Annotated in this window: 8 protein-coding genes; 3 read left to right on the top strand and 5 right to left on the bottom strand. The window is 37.4% G+C overall.

Annotation, left to right across the window (positions count from 1 at the left end; genetic code table 11):
- Positions 1 to 33: 33 nt before the first annotated feature.
- From ACODR7_RS06895 to ACODR7_RS06875, 5 genes are all read right to left on the bottom strand, one after another.
- On the bottom strand, positions 34 to 453 hold the full coding sequence (locus tag ACODR7_RS06895; RefSeq protein ID WP_488838296.1) for a Fur family transcriptional regulator: 420 nt from the start codon (positions 451 to 453) through the stop codon (positions 34 to 36).
- 12 nt (positions 454 to 465) lie between these two features.
- On the bottom strand, positions 466 to 1,347 hold the full coding sequence (locus ACODR7_RS06890) for a bestrophin family protein (protein ID WP_488838295.1): 882 nt from the start codon (positions 1,345 to 1,347) through the stop codon (positions 466 to 468).
- A 132-nt stretch (positions 1,348 to 1,479) separates the two neighbouring features.
- Positions 1,480 to 2,709, bottom strand: coding sequence for an efflux RND transporter periplasmic adaptor subunit (locus tag ACODR7_RS06885; protein ID WP_488838294.1), 1,230 nt, complete (start codon positions 2,707 to 2,709; stop codon positions 1,480 to 1,482).
- Between the two features lie 46 nt (positions 2,710 to 2,755).
- Positions 2,756 to 7,117: a CusA/CzcA family heavy metal efflux RND transporter gene (locus ACODR7_RS06880; protein ID WP_488838293.1), complete on the bottom strand. Its 4,362-nt coding sequence runs from the start codon at positions 7,115 to 7,117 to the stop codon at positions 2,756 to 2,758.
- 148 nt (positions 7,118 to 7,265) lie between these two features.
- The gene (locus ACODR7_RS06875; RefSeq protein ID WP_488838292.1) at positions 7,266 to 7,589 is read right to left on the bottom strand and encodes a DUF6660 family protein; all 324 of its coding nucleotides are present in this window, start codon (positions 7,587 to 7,589) and stop codon (positions 7,266 to 7,268) included.
- Between the two features lie 380 nt (positions 7,590 to 7,969).
- Here ACODR7_RS06875 and ACODR7_RS06870 point away from each other — a divergent pair, with 380 nt between their 5' ends.
- Genes ACODR7_RS06870 through ACODR7_RS06860 form a run of 3 tightly spaced genes read left to right on the top strand, consistent with a single transcriptional unit; the run spans position 7,970 to position 16,252 of the window.
- Complete coding sequence (locus ACODR7_RS06870; RefSeq protein WP_488838291.1) at positions 7,970 to 8,839, top strand: cell wall anchor protein; 870 nt, start codon at positions 7,970 to 7,972, stop codon at positions 8,837 to 8,839.
- A 6-nt stretch (positions 8,840 to 8,845) separates the two neighbouring features.
- Positions 8,846 to 9,322, top strand: coding sequence for a T9SS type A sorting domain-containing protein (locus tag ACODR7_RS06865; RefSeq protein WP_488838289.1), 477 nt, complete (start codon positions 8,846 to 8,848; stop codon positions 9,320 to 9,322).
- A 6-nt stretch (positions 9,323 to 9,328) separates the two neighbouring features.
- Positions 9,329 to 16,252: an RHS repeat-associated core domain-containing protein gene (locus ACODR7_RS06860; RefSeq protein ID WP_488838288.1), complete on the top strand. Its 6,924-nt coding sequence runs from the start codon at positions 9,329 to 9,331 to the stop codon at positions 16,250 to 16,252.

Here is a 16,252-nt window from a genome sequence, read left to right as displayed (position 1 = left end):
TTATACAAATGTAAAGATGAGACTGATGCAATGCTATTGCAAACTTTCAAGACAGTTTTCACAAATTCCTTTGGCAAATAATCTTATTTCATCAATCCTGAAATTGGTCTGGATATTTTCAGGGAAAGAAATATCTTCCTTACAAGTTGTCTGTTTGCATATTTTACAATAAAAATGCAGGTGCCAGTCTTTGTGTGTCTTTTCATCACAATCATCTTCGCAGAGTTTGTATTTCGTGGTTGTATTTTCCTGAATACTGTGAACAATTCCTTTTTCTTCAAAAGTTTTCAGTGTTCTGTAGATGGTGATTCTATCAGCATTTTCAAAATAATTTTCTATTTCAGAAAGGGACAAAGCCGCTTCCTGAGAGCTCAAGAAGTCATATACCAGAATCCTCATACTGGTAGGTTTGGTATTTTTATCAATGAGTTTGTGTTCTATATCTTTTTTCATATTTACAAATTATTACATTTCATAGTACAATGTATTTTCTTTTTTGGAAGGTACATTCTGTTCGCCAATCATCTGTCTGATATTGACCTCTATAGTCTGCGCCAGAGAAGTCATTGGGGTATCTACCGGACCATTTTCAAACGGATCCTGCATGATGATGGATGTTTTCTCAATGGCAATGAATGTCACCGGAACCAGGAAAGTAATGGCAATTTCTACTACCAACTGAGAATCATCAAGTCCAAACGGAAGAATGGCCGCAAAAACATAGATCAGAATATGTACTAAAACACTATAAGAGCGGGGAAAAACCGTATTCTTCAGTCTTTCGCATTTCCCCATACTGTCGCATAATCTTGTGATGATATCATTGAGCTGCATCTGCTGGAAATCCGTCAGTCCTTTGGAGGCAGCAATTTCTTTCACCTGTCTGGAGTGTTCGTCCAGAATTGCATTGGGAATATTGGCTCCTTTAATCTGATGTTGATCCAGATATTGCTGAACTTTTTCAGAAAACGGAAGTTTTCTCAGCGATTCTCCAAGGGCATAGGTCCAGATAATCTGTCTTTCAGCAAAATCTTTTATTGCTTTATCATCTCCGGCAGGCATAAACTGAATAATCAGTCTCACTAAAGTTCTGGAATCGTTGACAATGGCTCCCCAAACGGTTCTGGCTTCCCACCATCTTTCATAGGACTGAGAGGTACGGAATGCTAAAAGCAATGATACTGCTGTTCCCAGCAATGCAGGAATATTCAATGGCAGTGATATCTTTCGAAACCATGGAAGCTCGTCCAGAAGTCCAATGGCTATGGCAAATATTCCGATCAACAGAATTTGGGTTTTTATTTCACGGATGAAATACCAGACTGATATTTTTTTGTTTAGTAACATAATCAGGTCATTTATTAAAAATTCGGTGAGATAATCTTTACTTTTTTCTGCCGTTTTTATTCAATAAAAATTCCGTAAACAGCTCTAATGTAAGGATAAAAATCGACATATTACGGATTCCGGCTGCTTTCATTAATGTTCGTGTTCTCCTGAATTCACCAGTTTTGCATTCACGAAAAATGCTCCTTTTACTACTATTTTTGCATGGTCAGGAATATTTCCTACCGGAGTTACGGCAGTATATCCCATATCGGAAGTTCCTTTTACCACTTCTATTTTCTCAAAGTTTAAGGTTTTCGGATGAGGTTTTCCTTTTTCTTCGTGTTCTTCTTCCGCTTTTTTATCGGTCTGAACAAACACAAAATATTTCCCGTCGGCTTCTACAATAGCCTCTGTAGGCACTGCAGGTGTGGTACTTTTATCAAGGCTCACGATTCCGGTAATATTCATTCCGTCAATCAATCCGGATTTGTTTCCGATTACTTCGCAATGCATAGAAATGGTTTTGCTTTCGTTTTCAAAAGAAGATCCTATGCTGTAAATTCTTGCATCATATTCGGTTTCCGGATTGTTGGTCAGTTTAAAATGAACAATCTGTCCTACTCTCATTTTAGGAAGATCTTTTTCAAACACCTGAAGGTCGAGATGAATGGAGCCGTTATCAATCACTGTGGCCACGGGAGAAGAAATATCCACATAACTTCCGATCTGGGCTGTAATACTACTAATTGTCCCGCTGATGGGTGCTGTGATGACCAAACCGGATTTCATATTTCCATTGCTTACTTTTCCCGGGCTTATTCCCATCATCTGAAGCTGTTTTAAAAGGGATGCTCTTTTTGTTCTTAAGGTTTTAAGTTCCGCATCGGCACTCTGAAGATTTTTCTTCGCGCCTGCATCATTATCAAAAAGTTCTCTCTGTCTTCTGTATTCCTGCTCTGCATAAGTAATTCTGCTATTGGTCGTCAGGTAATCTTCCTGAAGCCGGATATATTCCGGGTTGGCAATGGTAGCAATCACCTGCCCTTTCTTCACGATACTTCCTACCTGAATATTGATGGTTTTGATGATTCCTCCATACAGCGAAGTAATGGTTGCTTTATTGCTGTTCGGTACGCTCAGCAAACCATTTGCTTTTATCGTTGATGTCAGCTCTTTCATTTCCACAGTTCCTAAAGCCACTCCTACAGAGTTCATCTGCTCTTCTGTGAGTGAAGCTATTGTTTGTGGAGCTTCTTCATGTGCCTGCTCTTTCTGCTCTGTTTTTTCAGGAGCTTTTTCTTCAGAAGCTTCTTTTTTTCCACAGCTTGTTAATAACATTGAGAACAAGATAATGGGTATGATATTATATTTGAGTTTCATATCTGAGAATGTATTTTGTTTGATGCTGTATTTCAAAACTTTCATATTATTTATTAATGATTGAATTTATGGTTACAACAGATTGGTTCACCTGCTGGATAGATTCCAGGTATTTCAACTGGATGTTGGTAGCAGTCTGCAGGGCAAAAAGATATTCCACATAAGAGATTTCTCCTGTTTTATATCCTAACTGAGCTGCTTTTACAATTTTCTCTGCATTAGGCAGCGCCTGGTCTGTATAGTAATCGTATTGCTGCAGGTCCTGCTGATACTGACTGAAGGCGTTTTCCAACTGAGCAGAAAGCTGTTTCTGCTGCATTTTGGCATTGGTTTCAGCGACCTGTTTTTCATATTCCAATGACTGAATTCTTGCTTTCGTCGCCCCAAATGTTAATGGAATTGCTACGCCTACTGTTGCCGACTGAAAACGTTTCCCTGAGTTATAAAAATTCTCCTGCCCGTTGATGGTATGAAAACCTATCAAAGACTGGTTGGTATATCCTAAACTGAAATCGGGAAGCCCCAGTGATTTTTCAACTTTTTTATTTTTTTCTGCAATTTCCATTTCCTGGTAAAAAGCTTTTACCGTAGGATTATTGGCAACCACAGCGCTATCGAGCACATTTTCTGCTTTTAAAGGAGCATAATCTTTATTAAACGGAACTTCAATATCTTCTGAAGTGTTCATCAGGGTCTTTAAATTCTTATAAGCATTATTCAGAAAGACTTCATTTTGTCTGAGCAGCAGATCAATTTCTCCCTTCTGGGTTTCTGCAGTACTGATTTCTATTTTCTTGATATCACCTGCTTTGAATCTTACGGTTGCAATTCTGATGAATTCCTCATAATATTGATCCAGACTGGTCAGCTGGGCTTTGTTATACTGAAGATATTCAATCTGATAATAATAGGTGCGGACCTGTTTTATCAGTTCATTCGCCGTAATTTCTTTATCAATCTGCTTGCTTTTAATATTCTCATTGATTAATTCTTTTCTTGCTTTAAACAATGTTGGAAAAGGAATACTTTGTGATATAGCAAACGACTGATCAAACTTCGGACTGTTGTACTGTCCGAGCTGTACTTCAAAGCTCAACTTAGGAAGTTCTTTTGCAGTTGCCCTCAATGCTTCAGCGGATTTAATACTTAAGTCTTTTGACTGCAGGGTTAAGTTATTATTCACAGCCTGTTCTACCGCCTGTTCCACAGAAACAGTTCTGGACTGTGCTTTAAAAGTCTGTCCCAGCATCATCAGTCCTACAACAAGAACTGCTGTAAACATTCCCGTTCTATTATTTCTTCGTTTCAAAATCCTGGTGTTAAAAATGATGTACAGCATCGGTAAAACGAATAGGGTGAGGAAGGTTGCTGTTACCAGCCCTCCAATCACTACTGTAGCCAAAGGTTTCTGTACTTCTGCTCCTGCTCCGGTGGAAATAGCCATTGGCAAAAATCCTAGTGAAGCTACGGTAGCCGTCATCAATACAGGTCTTAATCTGGTTTTTGTTCCTTCAAATACTCTTTTCAGAATATCAGTTTCACCGTCTTTTTCTAATTGGTTGAATGTTCCGATCAAAACTATTCCGTTCAATACTGCTACTCCAAAAAGGGCAATAAATCCGATTCCTGCACTGATACTGAACGGCATATCTCTTATTAAAAGCGCGAATACACCGCCAATGGCACTCATCGGAATGGCTGTAAAGATCAATGCAGCCTGTTTAAACGAGCGGAAGGTAAAATACAACAGCATAAAAATAAGAAGTAATGATACCGGAACAGCGATCAGCAAGCGTTTGCTTGCTTCCTGAAGGTTTTCAAACTGTCCTCCGTAGGTAAAGTAGTATCCGGAAGGCAGTTTCACTTTCTCCAGTTTGGCCTGAATATCTTTCACCACACTTTCCACATCCCGGTCTTTCACGTTGAATCCGATCACAATTCTACGTTTTCCCTGCTCACGACTGATCTGTGCAGGTCCTAATTTGTAACTGATATTAGCGACCTGTGACAATGGAATCTGTGCTCCGGCAGCAGAAGTGATCATAAGGTTATTCACATCTGAAATATCGGTTCTGTGAAGACTGTCCAGGCGGACAACCAGATCAAAACGTCTTTCATTTTCAAAAACCTGTCCGGCAGCTTTTCCTGCAAAGGCTGTACTTACTGCATTGTTGACATCTTCGATATTCAAACCATAATTGGCAATTCTTGTTCTGTCATATTGTACATTGATCTGTGGAAGACCACTCACTCTTTCAATCTGAGGTGCTGTAGCTCCATCTACAGTCTGAATGATTTTACCAACTTTATCTGCATACACTGCCAAAGAATCCAAATTTTCTCCAAAGATTTTTACCGCCACATCCTGTCTGATCCCGGTCATCAACTCATTGAAACGCATCTGAATAGGCTGGTTTTTCTCAAAAAATACTCCGGGAATCGTTTCCAGTTTTTCACTGATCTCATCTGCCAGTTCATTGTAGGATTTCTTGGTTTTCCATTCGCTTTGTGGTTTCAATACAACGATCATATCAGTGGCTTCAGGGGGCATCGGGTCTGTAGGAACTTCAGCTGAGCCGGTTTTTCCGACGACCATTTTCACCTCATCAAATTGCCTGATCAATCTTGAGGCCTGCATGGAAGTTTCAATACTCTGACTCAAAGAGCTTCCCTGTGGTAAAATACAGTGGAATGCAAAATCGCCTTCCTGCAGCTGCGGAATAAATTCGCCTCCCATATTTTTAAAAATAAAAGCAGAAATAAGAAACACGACAGCCGTTGCTGATACAATGATATATTTGATTTTAATTGCTTTCTGTAATAATGGCTGATATACCTTTTGAAGACGGTTCATCATTTTATCAGAGAAGGTTTCCTTGTGGGATATTTTCTTAGATAAAAAGAGAGCACTCATCATCGGAATGTAGGTCAGTGACAGAATCAAAGCTCCCAGAATGGCAAATCCTACTGTTTTTGCCATTGGGGTAAACATTTTTCCTTCTACACCCGCGAGAGTAAGAATCGGGATGTAGACAATAAGGATGATGATTTCTCCAAAGGCGGCACTGCTCCGAATTTTTGATGCAGAAAGGAAAACTTCTTCATCCATTTCAGACTGTGTCAAAGCACGAGTAGATTTTCTTACGCCTAAATGATGTAAAGTGGCTTCTACAATAATTACGGCACCATCTACAATCAACCCGAAATCTATGGCTCCAAGGCTCATCAGGTTGGCGCTTACCCCGAAAACATTCATCATTCCCAATGCAAACAGCAAGGAAAGCGGAATGGCTGAAGCAACGATAAGCCCGGCTCTCAGATTTCCTAAAAAAATCACAAGAACGAAAATAACAATTAAAGCTCCCTCGATGAGATTTTTCTGTACGGTATTGATGGCTCTGTCTACAAGATCTGTTCTGTCCAGAAACGGCTCAATGACAACATCATCCGGAAGAGATTTCTGAATAGTAGGAATTTTTGCTTTGATATTGCTCACAACTTCATTACTGTTGGCTCCTTTCAGCATCATCACAACTCCACCCACAGCATCTACTTTTCCATTATACGTTAATGCTCCGTAACGAACGGCACTTCCTAAACGAACATCGGCAACGTCTTTTATAAAGATCGGAACGCTTCCCGTTTCATTTTTAACTGCAATATTTTTGATATCCTCAAGTGAAGTTACCAAACCAATTCCACGGATGAAATAGGCGTTGGGCTTTTTATCAATATAAGCTCCCCCGGTATTCTGATTGTTTTTTTCAAGCGCTGTAAAAATTTCGGTAATGCTTGTTCCCATTGCTTTTAACCGATTGGGATCAATAGCGACTTCATATTGCTTTAATTCACCACCAAAACTGTTGATCTCCGCCACTCCCGGTGTTCCGTTCAGCTGTCTGCGAACGATCCAGTCCTGCATGGTACGGAGTTCTTTAGCATTGTATTTCTTTTCACTTCCTTTTTTAGGGTGAAGAATATACTGGTATACTTCTCCAAGACCTGTACTTACAGGAGCCAGCTCGGGAGTTCCTACTCCTTTCGGAATTTCTTCCACTGCGTTTTTCAGCTGTTCATTAATGAGCTGTCTGGCAAAGTACACATCTACATTTTCTTTGAACACCACAGTAATCACAGAAAGTCCGAATCTCGAAATACTTCTTGTTTCCTGAATATCGGGAACATTGGCAATGCTCTGCTCAATGGGAAAGGTAACCAGCTGTTCCACTTCCTGCCCTGCCAATGTAGGACATACGGTAATGATCTGCACCTGATTGTTGGTAATATCCGGTACAGCATCTATTGGCAATCTGGTGGCACTCCACGTTCCCCAGATGATCAGCACCAGGGTCATCAATCCAATGATCACCTTATTTTTAATACTGAATTTTATGATTTTATCTAACACGATTTGTATTTAATTTTTATTGAAAAGTGAATGCACACAGTATGAAATACTGCAGCAAAAATATCCTGAAAACCTCTGCAATGGTATTGCAAAGTTTCAAGCACGAATAAGTATTAGAAAGCATAACTTTCTAAAAAATCAATAAAAATTAAATTTTAGGAGGCTGCCAGATAGGATCGTAAACCTGGTAAGCAAAGTCGTTTTTGTGGAATAAGATCTTCTTTGAAAAATAAGCAGGAATCTGCTCTGGAATTTCCAACAAAGGATCCATTTTAAATGCTGAAACCGTTATCTGACAACAGCTGCATGCACACAGCGGAGAACAGACGTCTCCTTTTTCTGTAGAATGAACACCATGAATGCTTAATGAGACCTTATTCTCTACCGAATTCTGCGGATGAGACACATCAGCACATGGCATCAATGATAGCGCCATGAAGTAAATTGCCAATATCCATCTTAAGAGGTTCATGGGTACAAAGGTAGAGATTTTTTCTAAAATGGGTAAAAGTTCATGATATTAGCTTTCCAGTAAAAAAAATAATTTTAGCAGTAACTTATATTAATTGTAATAAATTTAATCAAAAAACATTATATAAACAATTACGTATATAAAAAATTAAATATTCATTAAAAAAACATAAAACTGATTATTATCTATTAAAAAATATTAATATTTGATTAAAAAAAACAAAAAAAATGTATTTTTTTGTAAATTCGTAAAAAAAAAAAAAAAAAAAAATCAATCGAGACATTGACCCCAATTATTAGTAATAAAATTCTCATGAAACACGACGTCATTTGTCGCCTTGCAGTTATAGTTTTACAAAAAATAAATTTTAATTAATAATTATGAAAACACAATTATTTTCGATGGCCTTATTAGTTTCATCCTTTACATTTGCCCAAAGTTGGAATACCACAGGAAATTCCGGAACTAATCCTTCGACACATTTTATTGGAACGACAGATTCCCAACCATTGGTTTTGAAATCTAACAATATTGAAGGGATTCGAATAAAGTCTAATGGGAATGTGGGAATAGGAGCAACAAGTCCCGATGCTAAATTGCATGTAGCTCAGAATAACATCAATAACCAAAATTTGTCTCTGGGAAAGTTTACTTCTGTAGGACAAACCGGAGGTAGCGCTATAGTCAGTTTAGCATATAATAGCACTACTGCTAATCTGGAAGTAAATTCTTCATATACAGGCACTGGCTTCAGGTACGGAACTTATAATGACTTTAATATTGAAAATGAGACTTCATCCACGGATTTTGGAGCGATTAATTTTATCACAAACAAGAAAGTACAACTTGCCATTAAACCTAATGGAAATGCTTCATTACAGGGCAAATTTGAAGCTAAAGAAGTAAAGGTTACTCTAACTCCTACTGCTGATTTTGTATTTGATGAAAAATACGATCTTCCAACATTAGAAGAAGTTGAAAAACACATCAAAGAAAAAAAGCATCTTCCTGAAATTGCTTCTGCTAAAGTTATGGAAAAAGAGGGCGTAAATGTGGGTGAGTTTCAGATTAAACTTTTACAAAAAATAGAAGAGCTTACACTGTATTCAATTGACCAGAATAAACAGATAAAACAACAGTCAGAACAGCTTAAACAACTTCAGAATGAAAATAAGGTTTTAAAAGCACAATCTGCTAAAATTGAAAAGCTGGAAAAACAGGTTCAACAATTGCTATCAACAAAAAACTAATAGCAAATGAAAAGAAAACTACTCTCGCTATCATCGCTGATGATTGGCTTTTTCGGTTTTTCCCAAACTGAAGTGTATTTCAAGTATGATGAAGCCGGAAACCAGAGATACAGGGGAATTGATGCCGCCGGCAAAACAGCAGAAGAAACCGCTTCTAAATTGCAGGAACAAGTAATGGTAGCTGCCGTTGCCAAGCAAACACCTGTTATTGATGAAAAAACATTCTGGAAGCAAATACGCCTCTATCCGGTTCCTGTTAATGATTATCTTACCATAGACTGGACAGAAGAAGTAGATGGACTCATAGAATCTGTTTCATTGTATCAACACAGTACAGTTCACTGGAAATTTCAGCAACAGAATATCCCAGACTTAAACCGCCAGGTTAAGATCAATATGACGGCTTATGACTGGGGAGTGTATGTTGTGCGCTTTACCCTAAAAGACGGCAGAGTTTTCAGTAAAAACATTACCAAACGATAGATAACCATGAAACTTTACGATAAGAAAATACAAGTATTTTCATCATTCATACTGTCTTTATGTTCAGTATTAGGTTTTTCACAAACCATACTGTATCAGGCAGAGAGTACTTCGAGAACGGTTCAGGATCCACAAACAGTGGTACTGGCACCAGGATTTCGTGCTTCTTCCAGTTCATCGAATCCATTTGTAGCTAAAATTGGTCCAGGTACTGAGAATCCGGGAGGGGGACCTGTGGATTCGGGAGCAGGAGCTACAAACCCATCGGGAACGACAGTACCGGATGGAAAGAGCTTCCACGACACAAAGGGGGATGTTGATGTTACCTCCAGTGGTCAGCTTCAATTTAGCCAGGCTATTGCGCTACCACCAGGCGTAAAAAGCGTTGCACCACAAATTAACTTAGTGTATACAAGTGGCTCCCCTAATGGAATAGCAGGTTATTCATGGAATATTTCGGGAATAACAGCAATTTCAAGAATAAGCAAGAATATTGATAAGGATGGATCTGTTAAAGGCATTCAGGCTGACTATTCTGATTATTATAGCTTTAATGGGCAGAGATTAGTCCTAAAGTCTGGTGAATATGGAAAAGATGGAGCAGAATATGTTACTGAAAAATATTCTAACATCAAAATAAAATCAATAGGAGCCATTGCAGGACAAATGTGGAAAGGTCCCGAATATTGGGAAATAACTTTTGAAGATGGCTCACAGGCTTGGTATGGTGGTATAGCCTTAGGATCAAGCTCTGCAAGAACTCCACTAGAGTATAATATAGTAAAATGGAAGGATATAAAGGGAAACTATATTACGTATAATTATACACAATCAGATAATGTTGCCGTAATCTCAAGTGTTCAGTGGGGAGGAAACGAACCATTGGGTAAGCCTCATTTTAATACTATTGAATTCAATTATTTCGATACAAGAACCTTAAAAGAAATTAACTACTTAAGTGGTATTGAGTTTATACAAAATAAACTATTAAAAGATATTGTTGTAAAATCCAATGGAAACCAATTTAAAAGATATACTATTGAATATGCAGATAATGGTACAAGCTATCAGTTTGCTAAGAAAATTACCGAATACAATGCCGAAAATATTGCTGCAAACCCGGTTATTTTTAATTACGAACAAAATAATGCTACAGAATATATTCCTTACCAATCTTTTAGTGCAACCAATGGAACTAAAAAATATGCAGACTTTAATTTAGATGGAGAAACCGATTATATTGAATTTATCTCTAATGGCGTTTTGAAATACAGAAGCTCGCTCTATAAAGGCGTATCTGAGGTTACATTAAGTTATGATTCCTCTAAGTTTACTTCGGGGGACTTTAGCAGAGCTACTCCTATTACATTTAAAAAAGACAATTATATCAAAAATAATATTGGCTTGGTCGTTCCTGTTAAAAAAGAAACGTCGCAGCCAGATATGTTTGATATAGAGCTCCAGATTTATTCTGTTGATGTTACAAGCCAACAACTGGTTTTCGAGTATTCAAAAACATTACAGCATGATCAGTATTTTGTGGGAGATGATATGTATAAAATTGATGGCTGGTTTTGTAATTATAATTTCTTTACAGTTTCAGCCAATGCTTACGATCATAATGGAGACGGAGTTTCTGAAGTCTTGTTGAATATAAGCAGAACATTAACCTGTACAGATCCAAGTATTTTCCAACCAACTGACCCAACAGATCCAACGGGAGGTAGTGGAGCTCCTCAACAACCAGCCAATCCGAACGATTATACAGTTACAACACAATTTTATACAACCCTATTGTATGATTTAGATCAAAACTCTGCATCGGATAACAGTTTCTATGTTTTGGATCAGGAGGCAGGAACTAATATCTCAATCAATAAACCTGTCAGACTTTTTGCAGATCTGAATGGAGATGGCGTACAGGATATTATTGAAATCAAAAATTCTACCGGAGAAATTTTAAATGCCTATAATGTTGTAAAATCATCTTCGGGTTCATATACAAAATCAACTGTTGGAAACTTTGCAGGACAATCTCTTTCCATGATGCACGGACATAGTTTCTTTGCCGATTTTAATGGAGATAATAAAGCTGATCTATTGATCCCTGCAAGCAATAACACCAACCAATGGAAGCTATTGATCTCTGATGGTAAGATCTTTACAACTTCTACCATAGCTTTAGCTCCATTTCAGGCTAATGCAACGGTATATTTCAAAGACAGTCATAGCGGATTTTTAGGAAATAGCTGTGACCGTGTAAAACTGAGCTATTTTAATTATGATGTTAATGATATTGATGGAGATGGAAAATCAGAATTTATCGTTACAGAAGTCCAGTATGAGGAGCATGAGTGGGATGCTCACAACGATCAGGAAAACACTTTGTCGCAGGTCTCCGTCTATTCACTCAACAAAATAGACAATTACAGCATCCACCAAGGTACAGATACCAGCAGTAAGTATACTTTCTATAAAACAAGAGTGTGGACAAACAGCTATCCGCAAAAAGCCATTGCCTTTAACCAAATAACAATGAATAACACTCACCAACAGCTTATACTTGTTGGGAAGCCTGCCAATTGTACAGGATGTACAGAAAACTATTCACAATATTATAACCACCCCTCTCTGACTACCTTATCAAGAATCAAATCCATAGAACAGGGAGGAACAACACTTAATGTTGTTTATAAAGAACTGAACCAGGATATTAATCCTAATTTTTATTTACCTACAAAAAAAGAAGAATATCCTTATTACGAATCATCCAAACTACCAAAATCATTTGCGGTGGCTCAAATAAATAAAATGATTTCTCAAGGTAAGGTACTGTATCAGGATTTCCGATACAGAGGATTTTTGAATCACAATACAGGAAAAGGATTTGTTGGCTATCGTCAGACAGCCCGTTCTTCTTGGTATTCCGATGGATTTGAAAATACCAAAGTATGGGCAGGAACAGAGATTGATCCGTTGAATGACGGACTCCCTGTAAAAGAATGGTCGATCAGAACCAATGATGAAAGTAAAATATTTCCAGCAGATATTTCCGAGAATAATACCCAGTTATTAAGTTTTAAATCCATAGTTTATCAAGTAGATAAGCTAATCAATGGTCAGGTGGTAACTACCGTGGCTGATACGGATAAACCTAAAGTCGTAACAGCCATTGTTCCGAAAAATACAAAATCCAAAGATTTCATGGCCGGAATACTTACAACCGGAAGTGTTACTTATGGGGATTATTATTTACCAAACCAAAGTATCTCTAATGTTAATAATGGGTATGGTATCACTACATCAACGTTTGAATATATTAATAATCCTTCAGGAATTGGTGCAGATTATTATATTGGACGTCCAAAAACTAAGACTGATATGATACTGGCGTATGGTGATACCAAATCCTCTAAAGAAGAATATACTTACGAGAACAACCTTTTAAAAACGTTAAAAATATGGAACAGGGATAATACCGGATATTTACTTGAAACATACAATTATGATAGCTTTGGAAATATCACAAATAAATCAATCAGCAACAGTATTGACTCCCAAACTCAGACCACAATAAGTAATTATGACCCTAAAGGAAGGTTTGTCATAAAGAAAACTGACAATTTAGGACTGGAAACAAATATTGAATACAATGATTGGGGTCAGATTAAAAAACAAACCGATCCCTTGGGTAATACCCTTATTAATACCTATGATAACTGGGGTAAGTTATTGACCTCTAAAAGTAATTTAGAAGGGACAACGACCTACCAGTACGAAAAAGACTCACAATCTAATATTATTATTACTCAAAATGATCCTGATGGTGATGTTTCGAAAAAATATACCAATGCATTAGGTCAGGAATACATGACTTCCACTAAAGCTTTTAAGCAAGGCTACTCAATCTTAAAAGCAATTCAATATGATGTATTAGGCAGAAAAATCAAAGAATCGGAACCCTTTTATGAAGGACAGGGGGTAGATCAATGGAATATAGTAGAGTATGACGACTCCGTGTTCCCTGCTAAAGTAACATCTACCGCATTCAATGGCAAGAAAATGGAAACATCTGTTTCCGGTTTAATGACTACAGTTAAAGAAATAAATGGCTACGGAAGAACCACATCAAAAACAACTGATGCGTTAGGAAATGTAATTTCCTCGACAGATAAAGGGGGAACAATCCAATTCTCTTATAATGCAGCCGGAGAACAGATCAAAGCTCAATATGTAGAAAATATTGTTACCACAAAATATGATTCATGGGGTAGAAAATCAGAGTTTAATGATCCTTCTAATGGAATCTACAAATATGAGTATGACGGTTTCGGGCAACCGAAGAAGATTATTAGTCCTAAAGGAACTAAAGAATATACGTATAATAATCTTGGGCAATTAATTTCCCAGAAAGAACTTTCTACGACAGATGGAGGACAAGCTACTAATAAGACAATTTCCTATACTTATGATAATAAAGGGAGGGTAATTTCTAAAGATGGTACATCTAATGGAAAAACTTACAACTCAAATATTTCCTATGACCCACAAGGAAGGATTTTATCTTCATCTGAAAGTAGCAATGGAAAATATTTTATCCAGAAAGGCATTACTTACGATGATAAAGGAAGAGTAATTTCTTACGAAAAGCAATTGTATTCTTCTGGGGTTCTTACCAAAGTACAAATAGAAAATGTGTACAGCACATGGAACGGTGAATTGTATCAGGTAAAAGACAAAGTTACAGGCAAAGCTCTTTGGGAACTCAAAGAAACCAATGCTAAAGGACAAGCACTGAAAACCAAATTAGGAGCAGCCGATATTAATAATACTTATGATTCTTATGGTTTCTTAACGAGTGTTAATCATTCATCACAGATAAAACCTTCTATTTTGCAACTTTCTTACTCTTTTGATGCCATCAAAAATGAGCTGAAGAGCAGAACTACAGGAGGAGATTTCAATATTGTGGAATCCTTTGACTATGATGATAATAATCGTTTGGTGAACTGGACGAATCCTATAACTGGAATAAAACCAACAGCCAACAGAAACGTTTATGATGTAAAAGGAAGAATTACCCAAAACGATCAGGTAGGAACCATTAAGTTTGAAAACTCTACAAAAATCTATCAACCAACAGGAATGACCCTGAATACAGCAGGGACACAGAACTATAACAATGACTTAATCCAGAGCATTGTTTATAATGAAAATAATGATCCTGTATTCATCGATGGAGGAAAAGGAGATGTAGCCTTCCAGTATGGCTTAACTTCAATGAGACAGAGAGTAACCTATGGTGGTAACTTTAGTGTCGATGGAGAAGGTAAATTCACGAAATATTACAACGAAGATGGAAGTTATGAAGTCATAAAAGACAACACAACAGGAAAAGAGAAGCACATCCTTTATATAGGAGGAACACCGTATGAATCAAATATTGTATATTTAAAGGATTTTACAGAGAGCAGCGGTTCTTATAAATTCTTGCATAAAGATTATATAGGAAGTATTTTAGCCATCAGTGATGAAGCCGGAAACAAGCTGGAACAAAGACATTTTGATGCGTGGGGTAATTTCACTCATCTTCAAATTGGAAATGGAGCTATTATTACAGATAAAGATGTCATCCTGAGCCTGTCGAAGGAGCTCATTGTAGACAGAGGATACACAAGTCATGAGCATTTCATGGAAGTAGGAATCATCCATATGAATGGAAGATTGTACGATCCATTACTCAGAAGATTCTTAAATGCAGATGAGAATATCCAGGATCCTACTAATACCCAGAATTATAATAAATATGGGTATGTAATGAATAACCCATTAATGTTCAATGATCCTAACGGAGAGTTTTTCCAGTTTTTAGGACTTGGTGTTTTATTTTGGAAAGCGGTAATCATTGGTGCTTATATTGGATTTACATCCTATATGATTACCGCAGCAATCACCAATCAAGGAGTATCTTTGGCAGGAGGATTGAAGGCTATATTCTTTGGGGCAGCCTCAGGAGCCGTCACTTTTGGAATAGGCAGTGTCTTTAGTACCACAGCCGGAGCAGCCACTCAGTTTGCTAAAAGCTTGGGAGATGCAGCCGTTGTTGTAAAAGCTGTTGCACATGGTGTAGCTCAGGGAGCCTTATCTTTGATGCAGAACCAAGGTTTTCAGCAGGCTTTTGTTTCAGGAGCTTTAGGAAGTTTAGGTGCTTCGGCTTTTGGAGAAATTGCAGGGAGCGCTGCAAACTCTACAGTAGGAACTATTGCTTTTGGAGCAGCAGCAGGAGGTATAGGCTCTGAGCTCACAGGAGGTAATTTCTGGCAAGGTGCTTTGATTGGTGGCGTTGTAGCAGGGCTTAACCATACTTTGCATATGGAGAAAACAGCAACAGATAATGATGATGAATATTTATTAAATAAAGATGGTTCTACTAAAAGAATTGGAAGTAAGGGAGGAGATAAAACAGATTATCTGTATGAACCTGAGTCTACAGGTTCTCCAAAATTAAGATTAATTGCTACTGCCGATGTACAAAATAGTTTTGCTACCGCCTCAGAAGGTGGTGGAAAAAGAGATTTTGGGTTAAATATTAAACTTGATACTCGATTACAGAGCCCAGCTTTATATGATCCCAGCTTTGATATTGCAGTTAGTGAAATAGGTGGAGGAGTAATTTTTAAAGGAGTTAGGGTTTTATCTAAAGGTAAGTTTATGTTTGAAAAATTCGTTTATAGATCAGGAGGACAAAGTACTTTTTCTATAAAATGGATGAACCAGGCTAAAACTTTTATGTTCAGATTTGAGAGACATAATATACCTTCTCCAAAAATCGGTTACAGAACACACATTAATCTTAATAATTTTACAACAAAGACTAATGCTCATATTTATTTAAATCCAAAATATTGGAAGCATACTACATTTAAATAA

Source organism: Chryseobacterium sp. FG46, from assembly GCF_057809135.1.
This window is presented reverse-complemented; position numbering and strand designations above follow the sequence as displayed.

What these genes read in the sequence shown, in the direction of transcription:
- ACODR7_RS06895 (WP_488838296.1), bottom strand. Translation starts at nt 453, where the DNA reads ATGAAAAAAGATATAGAACACAAACTCATTGATAAAAATACCAAACCT.
- ACODR7_RS06890 (WP_488838295.1), bottom strand. Translation starts at nt 1,347, where the DNA reads ATGTTACTAAACAAAAAAATATCAGTCTGGTATTTCATCCGTGAAATA.
- ACODR7_RS06885 (WP_488838294.1), bottom strand. Translation starts at nt 2,709, where the DNA reads ATGAAACTCAAATATAATATCATACCCATTATCTTGTTCTCAATGTTA.
- ACODR7_RS06875 (WP_488838292.1), bottom strand. Translation starts at nt 7,589, where the DNA reads ATGAACCTCTTAAGATGGATATTGGCAATTTACTTCATGGCGCTATCA.
- ACODR7_RS06870 (WP_488838291.1), top strand. Translation starts at nt 7,970, where the DNA reads ATGAAAACACAATTATTTTCGATGGCCTTATTAGTTTCATCCTTTACA.
- ACODR7_RS06865 (WP_488838289.1), top strand. Translation starts at nt 8,846, where the DNA reads ATGAAAAGAAAACTACTCTCGCTATCATCGCTGATGATTGGCTTTTTC.
- ACODR7_RS06860 (WP_488838288.1), top strand. Translation starts at nt 9,329, where the DNA reads ATGAAACTTTACGATAAGAAAATACAAGTATTTTCATCATTCATACTG.